Source organism: Arenimonas oryziterrae DSM 21050 = YC6267 (genome assembly GCF_000420545.1).
GTDB lineage: Bacteria > Pseudomonadota > Gammaproteobacteria > Xanthomonadales > Xanthomonadaceae > Arenimonas > Arenimonas oryziterrae.
In genome coordinates, this window is sequence record NZ_ATVD01000002.1 from 126,093 (window position 1) to 149,086 (window position 22,994).

The 22,994-nt window shown below is 64.3% G+C and carries 22 protein-coding genes; 6 read left to right on the top strand and 16 right to left on the bottom strand.

What is annotated here, in order from left to right:
* Nucleotides 1-5: 5 nt before the first annotated feature.
* From G467_RS0105360 to G467_RS0105390, 7 genes are all read right to left on the bottom strand, one after another.
* Nucleotides 6-848, bottom strand: a complete 843-nt coding sequence (locus G467_RS0105360) for an ABC transporter permease subunit (protein ID WP_026802392.1) — start codon at nucleotides 846-848, stop codon at nucleotides 6-8.
* Nucleotides 845-1,759, bottom strand: coding sequence for an ABC transporter permease subunit (locus tag G467_RS0105365; RefSeq protein ID WP_022968706.1), 915 nt, complete (start codon nucleotides 1,757-1,759; stop codon nucleotides 845-847). The genes G467_RS0105360 and G467_RS0105365 overlap by 4 nt, the downstream gene beginning before the upstream one ends.
* Entirely contained in the window at nucleotides 1,756-2,904 is a 1,149-nt protein-coding gene (locus tag G467_RS0105370) for an ABC transporter ATP-binding protein (RefSeq protein WP_022968707.1), read from the bottom strand. The genes G467_RS0105365 and G467_RS0105370 overlap by 4 nt, the downstream gene beginning before the upstream one ends.
* A gap of 63 nt (nucleotides 2,905-2,967) precedes the next feature.
* Nucleotides 2,968-4,110, bottom strand: a complete 1,143-nt coding sequence (locus tag G467_RS0105375) for a polyamine ABC transporter substrate-binding protein (RefSeq protein ID WP_022968708.1) — start codon at nucleotides 4,108-4,110, stop codon at nucleotides 2,968-2,970.
* A gap of 115 nt (nucleotides 4,111-4,225) precedes the next feature.
* Nucleotides 4,226-5,602 (bottom strand): aspartate aminotransferase family protein, encoded by a 1,377-nt coding sequence (locus G467_RS0105380; protein ID WP_022968709.1) that lies wholly within the window; start codon nucleotides 5,600-5,602, stop codon nucleotides 4,226-4,228.
* A 23-nt stretch (nucleotides 5,603-5,625) separates the two neighbouring features.
* Nucleotides 5,626-7,014, bottom strand: coding sequence for a glutamine synthetase family protein (locus G467_RS0105385; protein WP_022968710.1), 1,389 nt, complete (start codon nucleotides 7,012-7,014; stop codon nucleotides 5,626-5,628).
* Nucleotides 7,015-7,017: 3 nt separating this feature from the next.
* On the bottom strand, nucleotides 7,018-7,773 hold the full coding sequence (locus G467_RS0105390) for a gamma-glutamyl-gamma-aminobutyrate hydrolase family protein (protein WP_022968711.1): 756 nt from the start codon (nucleotides 7,771-7,773) through the stop codon (nucleotides 7,018-7,020).
* A 226-nt stretch (nucleotides 7,774-7,999) separates the two neighbouring features.
* On the opposite strand from G467_RS0105390, the gene G467_RS0105395 reads away from it, so the two are divergent.
* The 3 genes from G467_RS0105395 (at nucleotide 8,000) to G467_RS0105405 (ending at nucleotide 11,700) form a co-directional block, all read left to right on the top strand.
* On the top strand, nucleotides 8,000-9,376 hold the full coding sequence (locus tag G467_RS0105395) for a glutamine synthetase family protein (RefSeq protein WP_022968712.1): 1,377 nt from the start codon (nucleotides 8,000-8,002) through the stop codon (nucleotides 9,374-9,376).
* Between the two features lie 190 nt (nucleotides 9,377-9,566).
* Nucleotides 9,567-10,844, top strand: coding sequence for an NAD(P)/FAD-dependent oxidoreductase (locus G467_RS0105400; protein ID WP_022968713.1), 1,278 nt, complete (start codon nucleotides 9,567-9,569; stop codon nucleotides 10,842-10,844).
* A 13-nt stretch (nucleotides 10,845-10,857) separates the two neighbouring features.
* A complete protein-coding gene (locus G467_RS0105405) occupies nucleotides 10,858-11,700 on the top strand; it encodes a DMT family transporter (protein ID WP_022968714.1) in 843 nt (280 codons plus the stop codon).
* On the opposite strand, the gene G467_RS0105410 is transcribed toward G467_RS0105405, so the two are convergent.
* The 7 genes from G467_RS0105410 to dksA form a co-directional block, all read right to left on the bottom strand.
* Nucleotides 11,697-12,236 carry a DUF1697 domain-containing protein gene (locus G467_RS0105410; protein ID WP_022968715.1) on the bottom strand — a complete coding sequence of 180 codons (540 nt, stop codon included), beginning with the start codon at nucleotides 12,234-12,236 and terminating at the stop codon, nucleotides 11,697-11,699. The genes G467_RS0105405 and G467_RS0105410 overlap by 4 nt on opposite strands.
* Nucleotides 12,233-12,571: a hypothetical protein gene (locus G467_RS18150; RefSeq protein WP_022968716.1), complete on the bottom strand. Its 339-nt coding sequence runs from the start codon at nucleotides 12,569-12,571 to the stop codon at nucleotides 12,233-12,235. Before G467_RS18150 ends, G467_RS0105410 begins: the two co-directional genes overlap by 4 nt.
* A 77-nt stretch (nucleotides 12,572-12,648) precedes the next feature.
* Nucleotides 12,649-13,056 carry an enhanced serine sensitivity protein SseB C-terminal domain-containing protein gene (locus G467_RS18155; RefSeq protein WP_162140740.1) on the bottom strand — a complete coding sequence of 136 codons (408 nt, stop codon included), beginning with the start codon at nucleotides 13,054-13,056 and terminating at the stop codon, nucleotides 12,649-12,651.
* 44 nt (nucleotides 13,057-13,100) lie between these two features.
* The gene (locus G467_RS18160) at nucleotides 13,101-14,171 is read right to left on the bottom strand and encodes a hypothetical protein (RefSeq protein WP_162140741.1); all 1,071 of its coding nucleotides are present in this window, start codon (nucleotides 14,169-14,171) and stop codon (nucleotides 13,101-13,103) included.
* Nucleotides 14,172-14,220: 49 nt separating this feature from the next.
* Complete coding sequence (locus G467_RS0105430) at nucleotides 14,221-14,574, bottom strand: hypothetical protein (protein WP_155844837.1); 354 nt, start codon at nucleotides 14,572-14,574, stop codon at nucleotides 14,221-14,223.
* Complete coding sequence (locus G467_RS0105435; protein WP_022968720.1) at nucleotides 14,574-14,972, bottom strand: hypothetical protein; 399 nt, start codon at nucleotides 14,970-14,972, stop codon at nucleotides 14,574-14,576. Before G467_RS0105435 ends, G467_RS0105430 begins: the two co-directional genes overlap by 1 nt.
* Before the next feature lie 171 nt (nucleotides 14,973-15,143).
* Entirely contained in the window at nucleotides 15,144-16,118 is a 975-nt protein-coding gene (gene dksA, locus G467_RS0105440) for an RNA polymerase-binding protein DksA (RefSeq protein ID WP_022968721.1), read from the bottom strand.
* Nucleotides 16,119-16,218: 100 nt separating this feature from the next.
* On the opposite strand from dksA, the gene yidD reads away from it, so the two are divergent.
* From yidD to G467_RS0105455, 3 genes are read left to right on the top strand one after another with little or no spacing between them, the layout of a single operon-like run.
* Complete coding sequence (yidD, locus tag G467_RS0105445) at nucleotides 16,219-16,461, top strand: membrane protein insertion efficiency factor YidD (RefSeq protein ID WP_022968722.1); 243 nt, start codon at nucleotides 16,219-16,221, stop codon at nucleotides 16,459-16,461.
* The gene (locus G467_RS0105450) at nucleotides 16,454-17,788 is read left to right on the top strand and encodes a dihydroorotase (protein WP_022968723.1); all 1,335 of its coding nucleotides are present in this window, start codon (nucleotides 16,454-16,456) and stop codon (nucleotides 17,786-17,788) included. The genes yidD and G467_RS0105450 overlap by 8 nt, the downstream gene beginning before the upstream one ends.
* Nucleotides 17,785-18,639, top strand: a complete 855-nt coding sequence (locus G467_RS0105455; protein ID WP_022968724.1) for a M23 family metallopeptidase — start codon at nucleotides 17,785-17,787, stop codon at nucleotides 18,637-18,639. Before G467_RS0105450 ends, G467_RS0105455 begins: the two co-directional genes overlap by 4 nt.
* A gap of 177 nt (nucleotides 18,640-18,816) precedes the next feature.
* On the opposite strand, the gene G467_RS0105460 is transcribed toward G467_RS0105455, so the two are convergent.
* The gene (locus G467_RS0105460) at nucleotides 18,817-20,172 is read right to left on the bottom strand and encodes a DUF3999 family protein (RefSeq protein ID WP_022968725.1); all 1,356 of its coding nucleotides are present in this window, start codon (nucleotides 20,170-20,172) and stop codon (nucleotides 18,817-18,819) included.
* Nucleotides 20,169-22,994, bottom strand: a complete 2,826-nt coding sequence (locus tag G467_RS15545) for a DUF2339 domain-containing protein (protein ID WP_022968726.1) — start codon at nucleotides 22,992-22,994, stop codon at nucleotides 20,169-20,171. The genes G467_RS0105460 and G467_RS15545 overlap by 4 nt, the downstream gene beginning before the upstream one ends.

Genomic DNA, 22,994 nt, shown 5'->3' on the forward strand with positions numbered 1-22,994 from the left:
TCGCTTCAGCCGTTCTGCACGGCCAATTGCATATCGCGCTGGCGGCGCTTTTCTTCCCGGTAGGACACCCACCAGCCGATCATCGCCGCCGTGGACACCACCAGCACGAGCAAGCTGGCCAGTGCATTGATCTTGGGATTCAGGCCCAGACGCACGGAGGAGAAGATCTTCATCGGCAAGGTCGTCGCATCCGGGCCGGCCACGAAGCTGGATATCACGACATCATCCAACGACAGCGTGAAGGCCAGCAGCCAGCCCGACATCAGCGCGGGCATGATGATCGGCAGGGTGATCACGAAAAACACCTTGACGCGGTTCGCACCCAGGTCCATCGCCGCCTCTTCCAGCGACTTGTCCAGCTCCGCCAGGCGCGAGGACACCACCACGGTCACGAAGGCCATGGTGAAAGTGACGTGCGCGATCCAGATCGAGACCATGCCCTTGGGCGAGAGCCCGAACGGTGCGAACAAGGTCACGAACATCAGCAGCAGGGACAGGCCGGTGACCACTTCCGGCATCACCAGCGGCGCGGTGATCAGGGCGCCGAACAGGGTCTTGCCGCGGAAGGGTTTGAACCGCGTCATCACCATCGCCGCCAGCGTGCCCAGCACCACGGCGGCCGTCGCCGACAGGAACGCGATCTTCAGGCTAACCCACGCCGCGCGCAGCATCGAGTCGTCGTCGAACAGCGCGCTGTACCACTTCAGCGAGAAGCCGGTCCAGGTCGAGCCCAGGCGCGATTCGTTGAACGAGAAAACGATCAGCAACAGGATCGGCAGGTACAGGAAGGCATAGCCCAGTCCCAGCACCACCCGTCCGCCCCAGTTCGCAGGCTGGCCCTTGCTCATGTCAGGCGACCCTCCAGCTCACGCTGCTGATAACGGTTGAACACGATGATCGGAATCAGCAGCAGGATCAGCATCACGATCGCGACCGCCGAGGCCATCGGCCAGTTGTTGGCGCTGAAGAACTCGCTCCACAGCAGACGACCGATCATCAGCGTGTCCGGTCCGCCAAGCAGCTCGGGAATCACGAATTCGCCGACCGCGGGAATCATCACCAGCATGCAACCGGCGATGATGCCGCCGCGCGACATCGGCACGGTAATGCTCAGGAAGGCTTTCCAGGGCTTGGCGCCGAGATCGTAGGCCGCTTCCAGCAGGCGCATGTCCAGCTTCACCAGGTTCGCGTACAGCGGCAGGATCATGAACGGCAGGTACGCATAGACGATGCCGATGTACGCGGCCAGCGGCGTGTTCATGATGCGCAACGGCTCGTCGATCAGGCCGATACCGAGCAGGAACCGATTGAGCAATCCGTTGCTTTGCAGGATGCCCATCCAGGCGTAGATGCGAATGAGGAAGGAAATCCACGAGGGCAGCACGACCAGCATCATCGCGATGTTGCGCGAGGATGGCGACATGCGCGCGATCGTGTAAGCCATCGGATAGCCGATCAGCAGGCAGAAGAAGGTCGAGACTGCGGCGATCTTTACCGAGCTCAGATAGGCCTGCACGTACTGCGCGTTGCTGACCAGCTCGAGGTAGTTGCTCAGGTTGAGCTTGAGCGTAACCGCGTCGTCGACGAATTCCAGGATTGGCGTGTACGGCGGAATCGCGATCGCCTGCGTCGCGAAAGAGATCTTCAGCACGATGAAGAACGGAATCGCGAAGAAGACCAGCATCCACACGTACGGCACCGAGATCACGCCCCAGCGCGGCCCGGGCAGCCATCGTTTCAGCGCGCGCAGGGCGCTCATGCGGTCAGCACCACGCCGGCGTTCTCGCCCCAGGACACCCAGACCTGGTCGTTCCAGGTGAAGGATTCGCTCGCCCAGCGCTTGCGATTGGCGAAGTTGGCCATGAGTTTGTAGCCGCTCGGCAGGCGCAGGTGGTAGACCGAATGGCTACCGTAATAGGCGATGTCCTCGATGATGCCCTGCGCCTTGTTGTGCGGCTGATCGGGCTCTTCGCGGCTGATGGTGACTTTCTCGGGGCGGACCGCGAACGCGACCTCCTGCCCTTCGAAGCCGCTGATGCCGTGGCCGATGTGGATCAAGTCCTGCAGCATCGGCGAACGGATGGTGACGTAGTCGGCTTCGTCGTTCTCGACCTTGCCTTCGATGACATTGAGCGAGCCGATGAACTCCGCCGCGAACCGGCTGGTCGGCTGCTCGTAGATCTCGTCGGGCGTGCCGACTTGTCGGATGCGACCGGCGTCCATGAGCGCGATGCGATGCGCCATCGTCATCGCCTCTTCCTGGTCGTGGGTGACCATCACACAGGTCACGCCGAGTTTTTCGATGATGTTCACCAGCTCCAGCTGCATCTGCGAGCGCAGCTTCTTGTCGAGTGCACCCATCGGCTCGTCGAGCAGCAACAGCTTCGGGCTCTTGGCCAGCGACCGCGCCAGCGCCACGCGCTGCTGCTGGCCGCCGGACAACTGGTGCGGCTTGCGCTTGGCATACTTGCCCATCTGCACGATGCCGAGCATTTCTTCGACGCGCCGGGCGATCGCTTCCTTGCCGTGACCGTCCTGCTTGAGTCCGAACGCGATGTTCTGTTCGACCGTCATGTGCGGGAACAAAGCGTAGGACTGGAACATCATGTTGATCGGGCGATCGTAGGGCGCGAGGTCGTTGAGCACCTGGCCGTCGAGCTCGATCTTGCCCGAGGTCGGCCGTTCGAAGCCCGCCAGGCACCGCAGCAGGGTCGACTTGCCGCAACCCGAGCCGCCCAGCAGGGCGAAAATCTCACCCTTGCGGATCGACAAGCTGACATCGTCGACAGCCACGAAACCGTCGAACTCCTTGCGGACTTCGACGATGCGGACGTAGTTCTGGTCGCCCAGTTTTTCCGTCCGTGCGGACGGATCGGACGGCGGCGTGGCGGTCTGCGAAACCATGGGCGCTCCTGCAATGGATTCCGAAAGCAAGCGGGGCCGGTTACCGGCCCCGCCCCGTGTCGCTTACCGGCTCTTGAGCGCGGTCCAGACCTCGGTGTACTTCTTGCTCACTTCCGGCGGCAGCACCGCGAGACCGAACAGCTTGGTATCGATGGTTTCCTTGCTCGGCGTGATCATCGGGTCCTCGGTGATCGACTTGTCGACCAGGGACTGCGACGCGGCGTTCGCGTTCGGATAGGACACGTAGTTGGAAATCTCGGCGATGATTTCCGGGCGCATCAGGAAGTTGATGAACTTGTGCGCATTGCCCGGATGCTTGGCCGACTTGGGGATGGCCAGCATGTCGAACCACATCGCCGCGCCTTCCTTGGGAATGCTGTAGCCGATGTGCACGCCGTTCTTGGCCTCTTCCGCGCGCGCCTTGGCCTGGATGATGTCACCCGACCAGCCGACCACCAGGCAGGCGTTGCCGCTGGCCAGGGCTTCGATGTATTCGGAGGAATGGAAGTTGGAGATCGAGGGACGGATCGCCTCCAGCGCGGCAGCGGCCTTGTCGATGACCGCGGGATCGAAGCTGTTCGGCGGCTGGCCGATCGCGTGCAGGGTCGAGGGAATGATTTCCGAACCGGCGTCGAGGAAGGTCACGCCGCAGCTCTTGAGCTTGGCCAGGTTCTCGGGCTTGAACACCAGGTCCCAGCTGTTGACGACGTCGGTGGTGCCGAAGGCCGCCTTGATCTTGTCGATGTTGTAGCCGATGCCGGTCGTGCCCCAAAGATAGGGGACGGCGTAGGCATTGTCGGGATCAACGTCGGTGAGCTTGGCCATCAGGCCCGCATCCATGTTGCCCCAGTTGCTGAGCTGGCTGCGATCGAGTTTCTGGTAGGCGCCGGCCTTGATCTGGCGACCCAGGAACGAAGACGAAGGCACCACGATGTCGTAGCCGGTGTCGCCGGCGAGGATCTTGGACTCCAGCGTTTCATTGCTGTCCATCTCGTCGTAGGTGACCTTGATGCCGGTCTCGGCCTCGAACTTGGCGATGGTCTCGGGCGCGATGTAGTCCGACCAGTTGTAGACGTTGAGCACCTTCTCCTCTTCGGCGACGGCCGGACCGGCGCCGGGCTTGGGCGCATCAGCACTGGGTGCCGAGTTGTTGCAGGCGGCGAGCATCACGCCGGCGATCATCAAACCCATCAAGTGCCGTTTCATCGCTGAATCCTCCAAGGAAGGGAATCGGACTGGAAAACTTTCTTCGGGTCCGCCGGAACGCGGCGGCAAGACACCCCGGCAAAGATACTCCGATGCCGGGAAATGTCAGCTGGCCTCAGCGACCCGTCGCCATGCCGAGCTCGCGCGCGGTCAGGTCGAGGGCCTTCCAGGCTTTTTCCGCCATCTCGTCGATCTGCGCCTTGCTGATGACCAGCGGCGGCGAGAGCAACATCGAATCGTAGGTCGCACGCAGGATCAGCCCCTGGTTCAAGGCATGGTCGCGGCAGGTGACGCCGACCTTGCCCCGGTCCTCGAAGTTCGTGCGCGCCGGTTTGGCCGGCACCAGCTCCAGCGCGCCGACCATGCCGACGATGCGCGCCTCGCCCACGAGCGGATGCTCGCCGAGCTGTGCCCATTTTTTCGCCAGGTACGGGGCAGTGTCGTTCTTGCACGTCTCGACGATTTTTTCGTCCTGCAGGATGCGGATATTTTCCAGCGCCACCGCCGCGCAGACCGGGTGGCCGGAATAGGTGTAGCCGTGCGCGAGCTCGCCGCCTTTTTCCTTGAGCACGCCGGCAACGCGATCGTTGAACATTACCGCGCCGATTGGGATGTAGCCCGAACTCAGGCCCTTGGCGATCGGCATGATGTCGGCCTGGAAGCCGAAATACTGCTGGCCGAACCACTCGCCAGTGCGGCCGAAGCCACAAATCACTTCGTCGGCGATCAGCAGCACGTCGTATTTGCGGCAGATGCGCTCGATTTCCGGCCAGTAGCTCATCGGCGGAATCCATACGCCGATCGCGCCCATGATCGGTTCGCCGATGAAGGCGGCGACGCGCTCCGGTCCGAGTTCGAGGATCTTGTCTTCCAGACGCCGCGCCGCGACCAGACCGTATTCCTCCGGCGACAGATCTCCGCCATCGCTGAACCAAAACGGCGGATCGATGTGGTGGATATCGGGAATCGGCAGCCCGCCCTGCTTGTGCATGCCCTTCATGCCGCCCAGGCTGGCGCCGGCCACCGTGGAGCCGTGATACCCGTTATGCCGGCCGATGATGATGTTCTTCATTGGCTGGTCCTGCACGGCCCAGAAATGCCGGACCAGGCGCAGGATGGTGTCGTTGGCTTCAGAGCCGGAATTGGTGAAGAACGCGTGGTTCAGATCGCCCGGCGTCAGCTCGGCGAGCTTGGCCGAGAGCTGCACCGTCGGCTCGGTCGTGCAGCTGAAGAAGCTATTGTAGTAGGCCAGCTGCTCCATCTGCTTCGCCGCGACCGCGCCCAGTTCCTTGCGGCCATAACCGACGTTCACGCACCACAGACCCGCGAAAGCGTCGAGCAACTGGTTGCCCTCGGCATCCCAGACGTAGACGCCCTCGCCCTTGGTCAGGATGCGCGTGCCTTTCTTGGCCAGTGCGGCGTTGTCGTTGAACGGATGCAGGTGATGCGCGGCATCGAGCTGTTGCAGGGTCTGGCGGTGGTGCAGGTCCATGGGATCTCCGGCGAAGTCGGGGGTCAGACGTTGAGCAGCAGGAACTCGCGCTCCCACGAACTGATGACCCGGAAATAAGTCTGGTATTCCTTTTGCTTGACTGCGATGAAGGCGCGCACGAAGCGATCGCCGATCAATCCGCGCAAGGGCGCGCAGGCGTCGAGCATGCGCAGCGATTCTTCCAGCGAGCGCGGCAGCTGGTAGCCGATGTCCTGCGCGCTGCCGGCAACCGGTTCGGTCGGCAGCAGTTTTTCCTGGATACCCAGATAGCCGCAGGCCAGGGTCGCGGCCATGGCGAGATACGGATTGGCGTCAGAACCGGCGAAGCGGCTTTCCACACGCGTGTTCTCGATGTCGTCCATCGGCACGCGCAGGCCGCAGGTGCGGTTGTCAAAGCCCCACTGCACATTGATCGGCGCGACCTCGCCCATCGCCAAGCGGCGATAGGAATTGACGTTGGGCGCGAAGAACGGCATCGCCATCGGCACGTACTTCTGCAGGCCACCCAGGTAGTGCTGGAACAGCTTGCTGTGCTCGCCGGCTTTCTTGCCCGCAAACAGGTTCTTGCCGGATTTGGCGTCCACCATGCTCTGGTGGATATGCATCGAGCTGCCCGGCTCGTTTTCCATGGGCTTGGCCAGGAAGGTCGCGTAGATGCCGTGGCGCAAGGCCGCCTCACGCATCGTGCGCTTGAACAGGAACACCTGGTCGGCACGCGACATCGGATCGGCATGCTGGAAATTGACTTCCAGCTGCGCCGCGCCCGACTCGTGGATCAGGGTGTCGACGTCGAGCTCCATCGCCTCGGCGTAGTCGTACATCATGTCCAGGATCGGATCGAATTCGTTAACGGCGTCGATCGAATAGGACTGCCGCGCCGTTTCCGGCCGGCCGGACCGGCCCGCCGGCGGCTGCAACGGGAAATCGGGATCGGTGTTCTTCTGGACGAGGAAGAATTCCAGCTCCGGCGCGACGATGGGCTTGAGGCCCATCTCGTCGTACAGGGAAAGCATGTGCCGCAGCACGCTGCGCGGCGCCAGTTCGTGCGGCTTGCCGTCGCGCGTATAGCAGTCGTGGATGATCTGCGCGGTCGGATCGCTGGCCCAGGGCACCATGCGCACGGTTTCCGGGTCCGGACGCAGATACATGTCCGAATCGGAGGGAGACACCAGTTCGTAGTATTCGTCGGGATAGTCGCCGGTCACCGTGGTGACGAAAATGCCCTCAGGCAGGCGCGTGCCGTAGTCGTGCGAGAACTTCGCCGCCGGGATGATCTTGCCGCGCGCGTTGCCGGTGATGTCGGGCACCAGGCACTCGACCTCGGTGATGCGCCGGTCCTTGAGCCAGCGCAGCAGCGAACTTTCCTGCGCCTGCGGGCTACTGTCCTTGGACGATGTCTTTTTCTTGGCCATGGATCACGCTCGTTGTTCGGCGCGCGTGCGACAAGCCGCCGCGAACGCCTGGAAGATGCCGAGATAAAAAGGGTTTTCGCGCACTTTCCATTCCGGATGCCACTGGACGGCCAGCAGGAAACTGTCGTTGGACGCCAGCGACACCGCTTCGATCAGACCGTCGGGGGCAGTGGCCTCCACGCGCAGGCCAATCCCCAGGTCGCGCACGCCCTGCCCGTGCAGGGAATTGACGTCCGCTTCCGGGGCGCCGGCGATTTTCGCGAGCAGGCCTTCGGGCGCCAGACGCACCGGATGCGCCGGTCCGTACTGATCGTCGAGCGTGGCATTGAGGTCTTCGCGGTGATCATCGTAGTCGCCGGCCTCGTGCACCTTCTGGTACAGCGTGCCGCCGAGGGCCACGTTCACTTCCTGCAGGCCGCGGCAGACCGCGAGCACCGGCACCTTCATCTCGATCGCCAAGGGCACCAGGGGCAAGGTCGTGCCGTCGCGGGCAGGATCGTGCAGGTTGCCCGCGTAGCTGGGCTCGAGGCCGTAATGATGCGGTTCGATATTGCTGTAGGCGCCGGTGAGCAGCAGCCCGTCGAGGCGTCCGAGCAGGTCGCGCAGGTCCAGGGACGGGGTCAGGGACGGGATGAGCACGGGGACGCATTGGGCGCCGTCGACGATCGCGCGTATGTACTTCTCGCCCACCGCCTGGAAGGGGTGAAGCCCGATCTGCTTGCGGTCGGACGGAAGCCCGACGAGCGGTGCTGACGGCATGCGCGGCTCGGTGTGAAGAGTCTCCGAACACTACCCCGGCTGTTTGATTTTATCAACGGCCAACGAGAATATTCACCGTCCCGACATTTTGCTGCAAAGCACCAATCCGGCCTGCAATGGCCGTTGCAGCCCGAAACCGGCCGATCCGGCCGAATCACGGTGATGAGTATTTTTTACGGTTTTTCGGACTCTGCTAGACTCCGGCCAGCCACGCCGCCTTGAATGGATGCCGATGATGACAAGCAATCTCCTGCCCGATGACGATGCCGCCGAGCTGCAGCAAATCGCGGGCTGCGAAATGATCGATCTGCTGTTGCCGGACATGAACGGGCTCCTGCGCGGCAAGCGCATCACCCGCGATGCGCTTGAGAAGGTCTACGCGAATGGCGTGTGCCTGCCGATGTCGCTGATCGCCACCGACATCACCGGCAACACGGTCGAGGAAACCGGCCTGGGCTACGACATCGGCGACGAGGACCGCATCTGCCGTCCGATTCCCGGCACACTGAAAGTCGTGCCCTGGCAGCGACGCCCGATGGCGCAGGTGCTGCTGGGCATGGAAGACGGCAAGGGCGGCATGTTCGCGGCCAATCCGCGCGAGGTGCTCAAGCGCGTGCTCGCGCGCTACACGGCCAAAGGCCTGACGCCGGTCGTCGCGGTCGAACTGGAGTTCTACCTGCTCGACCAGGAGCTCGACGAGAAGGGCCGCCCGCGCACATCGATCAATCCGGCAACCGGGGCGCGCAACCACAGCACGCAGGTCTACTACATGGAAGACCTGAACGACTATCAGGACTTCACCGATGCGGTGACGGAAGCCTGCCGGGCGCAGCACATCCCGGCCGACACAGCCGTGGCGGAATACGCGCCGGGGCAGTTCGAGATCAATCTCAAGCATCGCAAGGACGCGCTGGTCGCCTGCGACGACGCGATCCTGCTCAAGCGGGTGATCAAGTCCGCAGCGGCCGATCATGGGCTGATGGCGAGTTTCATGGCCAAGCCGTTCGTGGACCAGGCCGGCAGCGGCACGCATATCCATGTCAGCGTGCTCGACAAGGACGGCAACAACATTTTTGCGTGCACGCCCGAACAACCCTGCGATGCGCTGCGCCACGGCGTCGCCGGTCTGCAGCAGGCGTCGAAGGACTGCATGCTGATGTTCGCGCCGCATGCCAACAGTTACCGGCGCTTCGTGTTGAATGCGTTCGTGCCGCTCAACGATTGCTGGGGCTTCAACAATCGGACGGTGGCGATGCGGATTCCGCACAGCGACGAGGCGAATACACGCATCGAGCACCGGATCGCCGGCGCGGATGCCAATCCCTACCTGGTGACGGCGGCGGTGCTGGCCGGCATCCTGTCGGGACTCGAAAGCAAGGGCGATCCGGGTCCGCCGATCGTCGGCAATGCCTATGAGCAGACGGAGGCGCGCGAGCTGTTCTGGCGCGACACGATCCGGGATTTCATGGGCAGTGCCTTCGTGAAGGACACGTTCGGTGCGGAGTTCCAGCACATCTACGGGCAGCAGAAGCTCAAGGAGATGCGCAGCTTCTACACCGAGGTGACGACGCTGGAAATCGACTGGTACCTGCGCCAGGTGTAGGCGCCAGCTCGCTGGCGACCGATTTCGCCATTTGTCCGGCACCGCGAACCACAGGGAATCGCGCGACTCGCCGTGAATACGTCCCTGTAGGCTCGGGGGCAGCATCCCTGCTGCCCACGGTCGCGCGACTCCCTGTGGCTCGCGATGCCTCGTTTCTCGTGGACTGACCTGCCTGGGAAGCTCTTACCTCATGATTGCCTCGCATATCCCTTCCTACTACACCGCCAGTGCGCCGCCCTTCCCTGCGCAGCCGGCGCTGGCAGGCGTCGAGCGCGCGGATGTGTGCATTCTCGGAGCGGGCATCACCGGCTTGTCGACAGCGATCGAACTGGCCGAGGCGGGATACCGGGTCATCGTGCTCGAAGCCGAACGTATCGGTTGGGGAGCCTCGGGGCGCAGTGGCGGCCAGGCGATCTTCGGATATGGCTGCGATCAGTCGAAGATCGCGGCGCTGATCGGCAAGGAGGATTCGCGCAGGCTGTTCGACTGGTCGCTGGAAGGGGTGCGGCTGATTCGCGAGCGCTGCGCAAAATACGCGATCGACTGCGACTGGCGCGACACCCATGCGCATGTGCCGATCAAGCCGCGGCAGGTGGTCGAGCTCAAGCTCTGGCAGCAGGATCTGGCCGAGAACTATGGCTACGACGTGCAATGGTGGGAACGCGATCAGCTACGCGCGCAACTCGCCAGCGATCGCTATCTCGGCGCCCTGGTCGATCCGAACAGCGGGCATCTGCATCCGCTGAAGTACACGCAGGGACTGGCGCGCGCTGCGCTGTCGCTCGGCGTGCGCATTTTCGAAGGTTCGAAGGTCACGGCGCTGGTTCGCGGCGACAAGCCGGTGCTCCAGACAGCGGCCGGTGAAGTGCATTGCGATTTCGCGGTGCTCGCGGGCAATGCCTATGTGCGCGGCATCGCGCCCGAGCTCGACAGCAAGATCATGCCGGTCGGCACCTACATCGGCGCAACGGAGTCTCTCGGGCCCGAGCGGGCATCCGCGCTGATCGGCAACGATATGGCGGTCGCGGACATCAACTGGGCGCTGGACTATTTCCGCTTGAGCGCCGATCACCGGCTGCTGTTCGGCGGACGCGCCAGCTATTCCACGCTGCCGCCGCCGAATCTTTCCGGCACGATGCGCCGGCGCATGACCCGGGTGTTTCCGCAGCTGGCGGGCGTGAGGTTCGAATACGTCTGGGGCGGTTATGTCGACATCAGTCTCAACCGTGCGCCGCACTGGGGCCGACTGGGCGGCAATGTCTATTTCGCGCAGGGATTCTCCGGCCACGGCATCGCCGCGACCGGCTTGGCCGGGCGCCTGATGGCCGAAGCGATCCGCGGGCAGTCCGAGCGGCTGGATGTGTTCGCGAAGATTCCGCACCTGCCCTTCCCCGGCGGCCGCGCGTTCCGCACGCCGATGCTGGTGGCCGCGATGGCCTGGTACAAGCTGCGCGACGCGATGTTCTGAGGCGACTGACCCGATGCCGCCCGTCCGGATTCTCGTGTTGACCGTGCTGGCGATGCTGGCGTTCGCGGCCAATTCCCTGCTCTGCCGGTTGGCCCTGCGCGAGACCGCGATCGATCCGGCGACGTTCACCGGATATCGCGTGATCTCCGGTGCGCTGGTGCTGTACGTGTTCGTGCGATTGCGCGGCGACCGCGCGCGCCTTTGGGATGGTGGCTGGGCCTCCGCGCTGGCGCTGTTCGTGTACGCCGCAGCGTTCTCCTTGGCCTATGTCAGCCTGTCCGCGGGTACGGGTGCCCTGCTGTTGTTCGGCGCGGTGCAGGTGACGATGCTCGTCGGTGGCTGGCGGGCCGGCGAACGCCCGTCTCCGCTTCAGGCGCTGGGTTTGCTGCTCGCCTTTGCCGGCCTGCTGGTCCTCGTGCTGCCGGGCGTCAGTGCGCCGCCCTGGACCGGTTCGGCACTGATGTTGCTCGCCGGCATCGCCTGGGGCCTGTATTCGCTGCGCGGACGCGGTGTGAAAGATGCGGCGGCGGCGACCGCTGGCAACTTCGCACGGGCGATTGTGTTTGCGCTGATCTTTTCCGGCGCGATGGCCGGCTCGGCGCACTGGGATGCCCGGGGCGCGCTCTACGCCGTTGCGTCGGGCGCGATCGCCTCCGGTCTCGGATACGCGATCTGGTACACGGCTTTGCGCGGGCTGCGGGCGAGCAGCGCCGCGTCGGTGCAACTGAGCGTGCCGGTTCTCGCGGCGATCGGCGGCGTGCTCTTTCTCGGCGAATCGCTCACGCTGCGCCTGGTCGTGGCGACTCTGACCATTCTCGGCGGCATCGCCCTGGTGCTGCGGCCGGTGCGCGCCTAGGCCACCGGATACTTCGAAACCAGCTTTCGCACCGTGGTGATGTTGCGGAACGTGGCCTTGCCCTGCAGGGCGCGTTCGATCGTGGCATTGGACAGCTTGGAATCGGCCTGGTTGATGTGCGCCAGCCAATAGACCTCGCGACCGGCGACGTGGAATTCGTGCGCATTGTCGGCCAGTGCGAGAACGGCCGCCTTGGCGCTCACCGTCAGCGGGGCCGCCAGGAAGCCCACATACAGTCCATGCGCCTTCGCGATGGTGCCCGCGGGAAACGGCGAGTATGCGGCGACCTCGGCCAGTTCGGCATTCGTCCGCAGGAAGGTCGCGACTTCATAGCCGAGCGCCTTGTGCAGGCCCGTGGCAATGCGCTTTTCCAGCGCTGCGGCATCCGCCGAGCGCGAGCGGAAGATCACATTACCGCTGGCGATGAAGGTCTCGACCTCCTGCAGCTTCATGGCTTCGAACAGCGCCCGCAACGCGTCCATCTTGACGATGCGGCCGCCGACATTGATCGCACGCAGGAAGGCGAGGTAGATCACGGGCTTGCACCCTGTCCGTTCGCCACCGGCGACCCCAGCGTGCGCAGCCACAGGCGGGCCTGCAGGAACCAGAATACGAAGGCCGGCGATAACACGAACAGGCCGATCATCAGCGGCTCGCGCGCCCGCACCGGCGTATCGGAGCCATGCAGGCAGTCGTTATGGGCGCAGCCCACGACGAGAAACAGCACGAACAGCAGCGCCGGCGCGGCATAGAGCAACGCATGCCGCAGACAGGACCAGAACGCCGGCCAACGCCGGGTCGCCGCGAAGAACACGAATCCGAACACCAGCCAGACTGCCCCGACCACGAAATGGCCGAAGAGCAGCTTCATGAAAATTTCTCCGACCTGTAGTGCGAGCATGGGACTACCGTTTCGTCTGGCTATTCTTAGAAGAAACGATCTCTTGATCAGTCTCGAACATAGAACGGCTCCGCCTTGGCTTGGGCGATCACTTTCCGCTGGAGATCGGGCGTCAAAAGCAGGACTTCGAGCTCCTTCTCCGGAGGTGCAACACCGGCAAACGCCGAAATCGCAGCATTAATCGCCTCACTGTTGGCCTCACCGTCAAAGACGATACTCAGGGTAAAGTGACTGACCCCGCCTTCGTCAAACCGCTTCAACAGATACGCACACTGGACATCGCGATATTTTTTTAAGACGGCAGTCATTGCCGACTTGGCTGTACGGTCTAACTGCTCCCATTCGGCCGACATTGGCTTGTCGTAGGGAGTCAATAGCGGCGGCTCTTGGCTGTGGCCAGAACGGGCGCAACCAAGCAGCGCCAGACACACTAGTGCGACGGTAAATAATTTCATGAAAATACGGCCATTGATTGGGCCAACGTCACGGCGTTCATGCCTCATGTTCCATAAAACACATGGTGCAGCCCGTAGTAAGCCATGAACATCACGACCAGGGCCAGCGTGTAAAGGCCGGTCATGAAATACGCCTCGGTCCACAGGCCCTTGTCGCGCAGCACCAGCATGTTGCGGGCCTCGGTCGGGCCGCGGAAGAACAGCACGAACAGGATCGCGATGATCATCAGATGGCCGATCGCGTCGATCATCCCGAACTCGAAGATCGCGAGCACGAATACCGACTGCAGTCCGAACGCGACCACGCGCCCGACCATCGAGGCGGCGCCGAGCAGCACGAAGGTGATGTTGAACTCGACGAAGCCGGCCAGGATCATGTAGTTCATCGGCGTCATGCCCATCAGCATGCCGGGCTTGGCGGCCAGCAACGGGTAGGTCCATTGCGGATACGCGAATTTTTCGATCGCCGCCCAGGTCAGGGTCAGACCGGTCGCGGCGAACAGCACGATGAAGCCCGACTTGCGCCAGGCGCCCTGCTCGATCGCCGAGACAAGAAAGAAATAACCGATGCCCAGGAAGATCATGTAGTCGATCAGGTGATACAGGCCGTAGTCGCCGATCGCGGCGGCGTACAGCACCAGGATGCCGGCTCCGGTGACCGGCGCGGTGCGCCGCCATAGCGCGCAGAGCGCCATCACCAGATGCAGCCAGGGCACCCAGGCAGCATGGGTCAGCAGTTCCGGCGTCAGATAGAAACTTGTGCCGTAGATCCAATGCCAGGCAGCGAGCGCGAGGAAAAAAATCGCCGCGCAGACACGCATGACCCAGATCGACGAGCCGTCGAAACGGCGCATGCGCGCATCGAGATCGGCCAGGAAACCGCGGCGCACGGCCAGTCGGTCGACGATGAAGAAGAAGTAGATCGCCACCAGGGACAGCATCAGCATGTCCACGAAGAACGGCTCGCTCAGCACCTCGCCGATCGGCCGCGGCACTTCGGCCGGATCGGCCTTGGCGAACCATTTGACGTGCGCCTCCGCAGCGCCGGCGACCAGAAGCAAGCCCAGCCACACTCGGGATGGAATTCGTGCAAGCCAGGATCGTGCAGTGGTCATCGAGGCTTCCTCGCCGGGACTATCGGAAGACATGCCGCACTCTCAGGAGCTAGTTCCCTGCCACTTTCCCCGCCACGCACCGCTCCATTTCCGGCATCGATCCCGACGACATCGTGCACTCGAACTGCGGACGCGCCATGTCCTTCAGGGCTTCGCATTCCTGCAGGTAGCCTTCTTTCAGCGTCATCGACTCGCGGTCGACGTTGTTGCGGTATTCGGCGGGCAGCTCGGCAAGAATCATCGTCAGCTGCTTTTCTTTCATCTGCTTGCATTCACCGGCGGTGAGCGGTTCGCGGCTACCGCGGCCACTGCCGCTGCAGCCGGCAAGGCCGGCCGCCAGAAGCAAAAGGCCTGCCGAACCGAGCTGGAATTTTGACAAGGATTTCCCGCGAACCCGGCTCATTACGGCGCTGCCGGCGGCTGGTAGCTTTCCTGCCATTTTTCACAGGCGCTGGCCTTTTCCGCGTCGCCGAGCTTGGCGAACTTGAGCTTGAAGTCGGCGACCATCGCCGTGTTGAATTCCTCGATGGATTTCCACTTTTCCGGCAACCCGCTCACGGCGACTACTTTGCCGCGCGCGATGGCCTCGGCATTGGCCTGCAGCCACTGCTCGGTGGCCGTCGACATCGCCTGCTTGTCCGCGACAATCGGTGCGCACAGGTCCAGCGTCGCGGGCGCGCCGACGCTCTTTAGATACACGAACCAATCGTCGAGCTCCGCCTTGGTCGGCTCAGCGGCGAAACACAGGCCGGAAGCAAAAACGAGGCTGGAAACAAAAAGGGACCGGACAATATTCTTCATGACGTACCAAGCTCCAGAAACGACGGGACCCCGGTATCGGGGCATGATCCCAGTATCGGGAGAAACAACGCGCGGAACAACACCATTCGTCCCTCGCCCGCCAAGAAAAAGCCCCGCATCGCGGGGCTCTTCTTTTCGATCGGTCGATCCCGGCTTTCGCCGGGAAGGCGACTAGTCGCCCATCTGCTTCTGCAGATGTTCCCAGCGCTCCTGCGCGTCGAGCGTACGCTCGGCGGTCAGGCGGGCTTCGAGGCGGTCGAGGCCGATTTCTTCGCCGGTGTCGACGCAGTAACCATAGCTGCCGTCTTCCACGCGCTTGAGCGTGCTGTCGATCTTGTTGATCAGCTTGCGGTAGCGGTCGCGCGTGCGCAGTTCCAGCGAGTTCTCGGTTTCGCGCGTGGCACGTTCGGCTTCGTCGCCGACGTCACGCACTTCTTCCTTGAGGTTCTCGATGGTCTGCTTGGACTCTTCGATCAGGTCGGTCTTCCACTGCAGCAGGCGCTGGCGGAAATACTCGAGCTGGTACGGGCCCATGTACTCCTCGCTGGCCTTGGGCTTGTAGCCCGCCGGCAAGGTGACGCGCACGCGCGCGGCAGCGGGCTTGACGCGTTCCGGACGCGGTTTGGCCGGCTTCACGTAACCGGCGCGCACGCCGACATCGCGCGGCTTGGCCGGTTCGACCTTGACCACCGGCGCAGGCGCCGGAGCGGCCTTGCCCGTGGATTTCGCAGCCGGCTTGGCGGCAGGAACAGCAACGGGCTTCGCCGCGGGCGCCGCTTTCGCGGGCGGAGCGGCCTTGACAACGGGTTTTGCGACGGGCTTGGCAGCGGGCTTCGGAGCCGGCTTGGCAGCAACGACGGGTTTCTTGACAGGCTTGACGGCGGGCTTGGCGGCTTGCTTCTTGGCAGGCGGCGCAGCCTTCTTGACCGTTTTCGCCGGAAGTTTCTTGGCTACGGTCTTAATGGTCTTCTTCACTGGTTTGGCGGCGGCCTTCTTGGCCGGGGCCTTCTTGATGGGTTTGGCAGCCTTCTTGACCGGCTTGGGCGCAGGTTTGCCCTTCACCGTCTTCTTGACCGGCTTCGCAGGCTTGGCGGGCTTCTTGGCGGCCGGCTTCACGGCCTTCTTAGCGGGTTTCTTGGCGGCCACTCGGGCGTATCCTCTCTCTGTCCTTGAGGCTCAAAGGCGGCGTGTTATAGCCTAGTCCTTCACGAGCGGCAACCTTAGCCCGCACTGCCCGGCCGCGCAAATGATCAAATATCTGGTGTTGTTCCTGCTTCGCGGCTACAAGTTGTTGATAAGTCCGCTGTTAGGCCAACGCTGCCGTTTCTACCCCAGTTGCTCCACGTACACGATGCAGGCGGTCGAACGTTTCGGCGCCGTGCGCGGCAGTTGGCTGGGCCTGAAGCGGATCGGGCGCTGCCACCCCCTCCATCCCGGCGGGCTCGACCCCGTCCCCGACGAATACCCCTGCGGACACCGACATGACTGATTTGCTGATCCAGAACGCCCGCATCGTCAACGAGGGCCGCGAATTCGACGGCGACCTGCGCATCCGTGGCGACCGCATCGAGACCATCGGCACTGGCCTCTCGGCCCGCCCTGGCGAAAAAGTGCTCAACGCCAACGGTCGTGTGCTCATGCCCGGCGTCATCGACGCCCAGGTGCATTTCCGCGAACCGGGCATGGAATACAAGGGCAATCTCGACACCGAACCGGCGGCTGCGGTCGCGGGCGGCGTCACCAGCTATCTCGACATGCCCAACACCAAGCCGCCGGCGCTGAGCAACGATGTGCTCGAGGACAAGTACACCCGCGCCGCCGGACGCTCGCGCGCGAATTTCGGTTTCTACTTCGGCGCCAGCAACGACAACCTCGAGAACATCCGCCGCATCAATCCGAAAACGACGCCCGGCCTGAAGATCTTCATGGGCGCCTCGACCGGCAACATGCTCGTCGACGACCCGGCCGTGCTCGAAGGCATGTTCGCCGACTGCCCGACGCCGATCATCACGCACTGCGAAGACACGCCGATGATCGACGCGGAGATCGCCAAGGCACGCGCGATCTACGGCGAAGACATCCCGGTCGACCTGCACGGCGAGATCCGTTCGCGTGCAGCCTGCTTCAAGTCGACCGAACTCGCGATCTCGATGGCGAAGCGGTTCGACACCTCCCTGCATGTGCTGCACATCAGTACCGCCGAGGAACTGATGCTGTTCTCGCCGGGCCCGGTCATGGGCAAGCGCATCACCGCCGAAACCTGCGTGCATTTCCTGCATTTCGCGCGCGAGGACTATGCGCGCCTGGGCAACCTGATCAAGTGCAATCCCGCGATCAAGGAAGCCAGCGACCGAGCCGCCCTGCTGCGCGCCGTTGCCGAGGACCGCGTCGACGTGCTCGCGACCGATCACGCGCCGCATACCTGGGACGAGAAACAGCAGAAATACGAAAAAGCCCCGTCGGGTCTGCCGCTCGTGCAGTTTTTCCTTGTTTGCGCGCTGCAAAAAGTGCGCGACGGGCATTTCTCCCTGCCCCACCTCGTGCGCAAGATCTGCCATGCGCCGGCGCAGCGATTCGATATCGCCGACCGCGGTTTCCTGCGCGAAGGCTATTTCGCCGATCTGGTGCTGGTCGAACCGGACGGCGGCACGACGGTCACGCGAGAGAGCGTGGTCAGCCGCTGCGGTTGGTCGCCGTTCGAGGGCGAGCGCTTCGATGCCCGCGTTGCGGCCACCTTCGTCAATGGCGAACTCGCCTGGAACGGATCGCAACTGGTCGGTCCGCCGATCGGACGCCGTCTGGAGTTCGCACGATGAAGCACGGTTTCGCGGTCCTGTTGCTGCTGGCGTGTGCCGCCTGCGCGAGTACGCCGATGCAGTCGGCGCCGGCGCAGGCATCGGTGGATGCTCGCATGGTCATCCCTGAAAAAGCCCTCCAAGGCTCGCTCGTGGAAGGCCGGGTGACGCCGGGCAGTCGCGTGGTTTATGACGACAAGAGTTTGCGCGTCGCGGCCAACGGTCGTTTCGTGTTCGGTGTCTCGCGCGAGCAGACCGGCGTGGCGACGCTCAAGATCACGCCGCCCGGCGGGCCAACCCTCACCGTCAACGTGGCGATCGTCGACCGCGAATTCCCGCATGAACGCATCGATGGCGTGCCCGAATCGACCGTCAACCCGCCGCCGGACATCGCCGCACGCATCGAACGCGAGCAGGCGGAAGTCAGCACCGCACGCCTGCGCGACGACGACCGCACGGATTTCGACGTGGCCTTCATCTGGCCGGCGTCGGGTCGCATCAGCGGCGTGTTCGGCGGCCAGCGCATCTACAACGGCACGCCGAAGTCGCCGCATTCGGGCCTGGACGTCGCTGCGCCGAAAGGCACGGCGATCCAGGCACCGGCCGCCGGCATCGTCACCTTCGCCAACCCCGATCTGTATCTGACCGGCGGCACCGTGCTCATCGATCATGGCCACGGCGTGAGTTCGAATTTCCTGCACATGAGCCGCATCGACGTGAAAGTCGGCGACCGTGTGGAACAGGGCCAGGTCATCGGCCTCGTCGGCGCCACTGGCCGTGCGACCGGTCCGCATATGCACTGGGGCGTGAACTGGTTCAACGTGCGTGTGGATCCGCAGTTGCTGGTGGATCCTAAGGCGAATCCGCAATAGTTCTCGCCATTGGCGAGACCCCTCATCCGGCCTGCGGCCACCTTCTCCCCGGTGGGGAGAAGGGAATCTCGCTGCGGCAGATGACTCCCTCTCCCGCTCGCGGGAGAGGGCCGGGGTGAGGGCCGCCTTTGACTCCCTCTCCCGCTCGCGGGAGAGGGCCGGGGTGAGGGCAGCTACTCAGCTCGCCGGCGGCGCCTTGAGCAACTTCAACACCATCACAATCACCACCACCGCACCCAGCAGCAACACGCCCCACAACACCCAGGTGCGCTTGTCTTCGCTGCTGTAGGCCTTGAGCGCATCGACGCCGCCGGCCTCGCGCATCGGGCCCAGGCTCGCGGACGTCGGCTGCCAGTCAGCGCCGTATTTCGAACGCACCTGACCGACCAGCGCCTCCAGCGGGAAATCGCTGCGCTGCGCACGCGGGCTGCCGGCAGTGATCACGTACGGGCCTTTGCCGTGCGTGAGCAGCAGCCAGGGCTCGGGCCGGAACGCGAGTTTCAGCGCCGGCGCTTTTTCCAGATCGATGTTCGCCTCGATACGCCATTCGCGACGTCGCTCGATCGCGGTGTCCAGCGGCTCGTTGTCGAGCTCCAGACCGGCGCCGCGCAGGCGGAACGCGGTCAGGCTGCCGACGTATTGCCAGTCCGCGCGCGCGTCGTCGCGCACCGAGATCGTGAAGGCGGCGATGGTGTTGTCGTCGGCGAGATCGATCGCAACCTGCTCGACCGGAATGCGCGCCGGCAAGGAATACGTGAACGCGCGGCCATCGCGCTTGCCGACAGCGGCGGTGAACCAGCGTCGCGCCGGCGGCTGGGCACGCAGGCCCGGCGGTCGCAGCTGCAGACGCACTTCCGACACCGGCAGGCGCACGTCGGCCGCGAGCGGACGAATACGCAGATAGCGCGCTTCGGTCGGCGGAATGTCGATATGGCGGCGCGCGAGCATCTGCCCGCTCTGACGCAGTTGCGCGATCGTCGCCGAGCCCACCAGGGTGTGCCAGTTCTCGAGATCGTCGCTCGCGTCGATGGCGACCTGCGCAGTGATGTCCGGAGCGTTTTCGCCTAGTCCGAACGAAATACCTTCGATCAGATGGTCCTTGGCGCGGACATCCACCAGCACATCGCGACCGCCCGGCGCATCGCCGGCATTGAAACTCGCGTCCAGTTGCAGTTCGCCATCGGTGCCGCGGCTCACATGCAGGTGCATGTCCGAGCCCGGCGCGGCGCCGACGGTCGACGCCGCAGAGGACGACGGCACCGCGAACCACACCGCCTCGCGCCACACGCTCGGCGGCGGGCAATAGCTCGGCGGCATCGGCCCAAACGGCAGCGGCTCGCCATCGGCGTTGAACGCCGCGATATCGAGCAGGTCCGGGCGCAGCGTCTGTCCGTATACCGATTCATCAAGCTGCAGCGCATACGCGCCCTCGCCTTCCGCGACGACGGGCCACTGTTTGGCGAAATCGGCCGGCTTGCTCGCGGCGGCGGTGCCGCTGAGCAACAGGCCTGCGATGACGAGCGACAACCTCATGCGGACTCTCCCTCTTCGATTTTCGGCGGCGAGGGCGCGATGTAACCCACGCCGACCAGCAACAGGCCCACGACCAGGCAGGACACGATGCCGGTGACATTGCCCAGATACAGACGGTCCACCAGGGCCAGCTTGAACAGCACGATGCCCAGCAGCACCGCACCGCCCATCCACAGTCCGCGATCCACGCGACGCGAGCCCAGGATCCAGGCACCGACGCCGAGCAGGCTCCAGACTACGGTCAGGCAGGTCTGCGTGAAGCCCGAATCCAGAATGTCCGGACCCCAGGGCTCGCCATGCCAGTGGTGCACGGTGCGCAGTACGGCCAGGCTCACGAATACGAAGCCGACGAACGGCCAGGCGCCGCGCATTCCCGAGAAGGCCGACTTCGTCCGCAGCAGCTTGCCGTACAGCATCGCGGCGAGCGCCATCAGGCCCAGCTCCAGCGGATTGAGCAGCGGCAGATACGGCAAGGGAGCCGCACTGCCTTCGAGGAACAGGCCAACGCCAAACGCGAACAACAGCAAGGGAATCGCCAGTCCGAACCAGCCCAGGGCATAGCCTTCGAAAGCCTCCGCACGCGGCCAGCCAAACCACGGCGGCGCACGCCACAGACCCAGCGTGAGCAGACCCACCGGCGCGAGATCGGCGACGAAACGCCAGCCCTGCGCGAGTCCCTGCGCATCGCTGAAGTCCTCGAGCTGCAAGGTCGCGAGCAGGGCCAGCGTCCACAGACCGAGAATGTGCGACAGCGCCAGGCTGCGCGACGGCTGCTCGCGTCCGCCCCACAACGCCGCGATCAGCACGGCGCCGTACAGCGCCCACATCGCCACGGCCGGTGCATTGAGCGGCGCGCCGAACTCTTCCTGCGCGTAGAGCCCCATCAGCAGACCGAAGATCGCGCTGACACCGACAAACCAGTTCAGGCGCAGCCAGGACAGCAGATGGCGCAGCGCGGCGGCAATCGCGATCGTGGCCGTCAGATACAGCATGAAGTAGCGCCACAGACCGACAATTTCCTCGGCCGGATCGACCTGGGTGATCGCTGCGAGGAACCACCAGCCCATCCCCCACAGGAACAACAGCGCCGACAGTCCGCGCACCGGACGATGTCGATCGTGGATGAAGGCCAGCAGCACGCCCGAGAACGCGAGAATCGCCGCACCCAGCCACGAAGGATTGAGCAGGAGATTGTCCGGCGACAGATAGTCGCCGGTGTTCGCGAACAGGCTGATCACGTACGAGCCCGCGGCGAGCAATTGCAGCAGCAGGCCGCTGATCCACGGGAAGGTGCGGTTCTGGCGGATACCGAGCCAGGCTACGCCGGCGCCTTCGAGCGCCCACAAGGTCGCGGTCGTGCCGGCCGAGAACGCCAGCGGAATCGCGAGCGTGGCGAAACCCAGCGCGAGCGCGCCGTAGGCTTCGGTGAGCAGGCGTTCGTCGCGACGACGGCGCAGATAGAACACCAGGCCGGCGTACACGATCGCCACGACCAGCGCGCTGAATGCCAGACCGATGCGATCGTCCTTGAGTAGCACCGCCTGCAAGGGGAAAGCCACCATCGGCGTGCCGAACACCAGGGTGCCGTCCACCCAGGGGCGCCGGTGCTCGGTCTGGCGAATGACGTACAACAGACCGATGACGACGTAGAACACGAAGAACAGGATCAGGAAGGGTTCGACCGTGGAGAACATTTCCGGCCGGTAGTTTTTCGCGCCCCAGACCGAACCGACACCAAAGGTGAAAGCAAAGCCCATCAGGTTGAGCAAGCGCCAGCTCTGCTTCCAGGAAATCGCGAACACCGCGGCATTGAGCACCGCGTAGTAAGAGAACAGGCCGATGTAGTTGTTGCTGCCGCTGTTGATGAGCACCGGCGCCAGATAGCCGCCCAGGAAGCCGAGCACGGCCAGCGGCATGTTTTTCTGCAGCACGGACAGGAAGGCCGCACCGCCGACCAGCACGACGATCATCGCAAAAGCCGGCATCGGATCGAGCAGACCGTACATCTTGTACGCGCCGAACACCGTCAACAGCAGGATGCCGATGCCACCGCCCTGCAGACTCAGACCGAAGGCCGGACGGCTCGTCCGTTCGCGGAAACCGAACGCCAGGGCGAGCAGACCCGCGACGCCCGCACAGATGAAGCGCATCGCGACCGGGAAAGTGAAATAGCCTTCCGCGGCGGCATAGCGCAGGGCCGCCGCGACGCCGGCGAACAGCACCAGCACGCCGATCTTCACCGGCACATTGCCTTCGGTAAACCAGGCCTTGATGCTGCCCGCGAATTTCTCCAGCGGGCCGGGCTCGGCGGGTGCGCGCGGACGCGGCGGCGCTTGCGGACGCGGCGGCGGCATCGCACCGGCGCCGCCGGTGGCCGAAGAAGACAAGGGACTGCCGGCACGTTCGGCGAAACGCGCACGCGCGGCGGCGATGCTGGCTTCGTCCAGTCCTGGCGGCAAGGGGTCGGCCGACGGACTGCGCGGCGTGGGCATCGCGGGAATCGGCGGCGGACCGCCGGTCGCACGAACCGGCGCCGGCGTTTCCGCGGCGGCGGCGGCCGCGGGCGTCTGCGCGGGCGTTTCAGCCGGTGCGGGCGTGGCTGGGCGCGGCGCGGCGGCAGGCGACGGCATCGCCGGCGTCAGCAGACGCAGATGCATTTCCTGCAGTTCGCGATCCTGCGCATCGATACGCCGGCGCAATTCCACCAGGGACCACAGCAGGTAGGGAATGAGGAAGCCGACGACGCCACCGAACAGCCATCGGTTGGTCCCCGACAAGATCACGCCGATGAAGAGACCGAGTATTCCCAAGACCCAATTCAT

What these genes read in the sequence shown, in the direction of transcription:
- G467_RS0105400 (WP_022968713.1), top strand. Translation starts at nt 9,567, where the DNA reads ATGATTGCCTCGCATATCCCTTCCTACTACACCGCCAGTGCGCCGCCC.
- G467_RS0105375 (WP_022968708.1), bottom strand. Translation starts at nt 4,110, where the DNA reads ATGAAACGGCACTTGATGGGTTTGATGATCGCCGGCGTGATGCTCGCC.
- G467_RS18155 (WP_162140740.1), bottom strand. Translation starts at nt 13,056, where the DNA reads ATGAAATTATTTACCGTCGCACTAGTGTGTCTGGCGCTGCTTGGTTGC.
- G467_RS0105365 (WP_022968706.1), bottom strand. Translation starts at nt 1,759, where the DNA reads ATGAGCGCCCTGCGCGCGCTGAAACGATGGCTGCCCGGGCCGCGCTGG.
- G467_RS0105430 (WP_155844837.1), bottom strand. Translation starts at nt 14,574, where the DNA reads ATGAGCCGGGTTCGCGGGAAATCCTTGTCAAAATTCCAGCTCGGTTCG.
- G467_RS15545 (WP_022968726.1), bottom strand. Translation starts at nt 22,994, where the DNA reads ATGAATTGGGTCTTGGGAATACTCGGTCTCTTCATCGGCGTGATCTTG.
- G467_RS0105455 (WP_022968724.1), top strand. Translation starts at nt 17,785, where the DNA reads ATGAAGCACGGTTTCGCGGTCCTGTTGCTGCTGGCGTGTGCCGCCTGC.
- yidD (WP_022968722.1), top strand. Translation starts at nt 16,219, where the DNA reads ATGATCAAATATCTGGTGTTGTTCCTGCTTCGCGGCTACAAGTTGTTG.
- G467_RS0105435 (WP_022968720.1), bottom strand. Translation starts at nt 14,972, where the DNA reads ATGAAGAATATTGTCCGGTCCCTTTTTGTTTCCAGCCTCGTTTTTGCT.
- G467_RS0105370 (WP_022968707.1), bottom strand. Translation starts at nt 2,904, where the DNA reads ATGGTTTCGCAGACCGCCACGCCGCCGTCCGATCCGTCCGCACGGACG.
- G467_RS0105360 (WP_026802392.1), bottom strand. Translation starts at nt 848, where the DNA reads ATGAGCAAGGGCCAGCCTGCGAACTGGGGCGGACGGGTGGTGCTGGGA.
- G467_RS0105380 (WP_022968709.1), bottom strand. Translation starts at nt 5,602, where the DNA reads ATGGACCTGCACCACCGCCAGACCCTGCAACAGCTCGATGCCGCGCAT.
- G467_RS0105385 (WP_022968710.1), bottom strand. Translation starts at nt 7,014, where the DNA reads ATGGCCAAGAAAAAGACATCGTCCAAGGACAGTAGCCCGCAGGCGCAG.
- G467_RS18150 (WP_022968716.1), bottom strand. Translation starts at nt 12,571, where the DNA reads ATGAAGCTGCTCTTCGGCCATTTCGTGGTCGGGGCAGTCTGGCTGGTG.
- G467_RS0105450 (WP_022968723.1), top strand. Translation starts at nt 16,454, where the DNA reads ATGACTGATTTGCTGATCCAGAACGCCCGCATCGTCAACGAGGGCCGC.
- G467_RS0105390 (WP_022968711.1), bottom strand. Translation starts at nt 7,773, where the DNA reads ATGCCGTCAGCACCGCTCGTCGGGCTTCCGTCCGACCGCAAGCAGATC.
- G467_RS0105405 (WP_022968714.1), top strand. Translation starts at nt 10,858, where the DNA reads ATGCCGCCCGTCCGGATTCTCGTGTTGACCGTGCTGGCGATGCTGGCG.
- G467_RS18160 (WP_162140741.1), bottom strand. Translation starts at nt 14,171, where the DNA reads ATGACCACTGCACGATCCTGGCTTGCACGAATTCCATCCCGAGTGTGG.
- G467_RS0105395 (WP_022968712.1), top strand. Translation starts at nt 8,000, where the DNA reads ATGCCGATGATGACAAGCAATCTCCTGCCCGATGACGATGCCGCCGAG.
- G467_RS0105460 (WP_022968725.1), bottom strand. Translation starts at nt 20,172, where the DNA reads ATGAGGTTGTCGCTCGTCATCGCAGGCCTGTTGCTCAGCGGCACCGCC.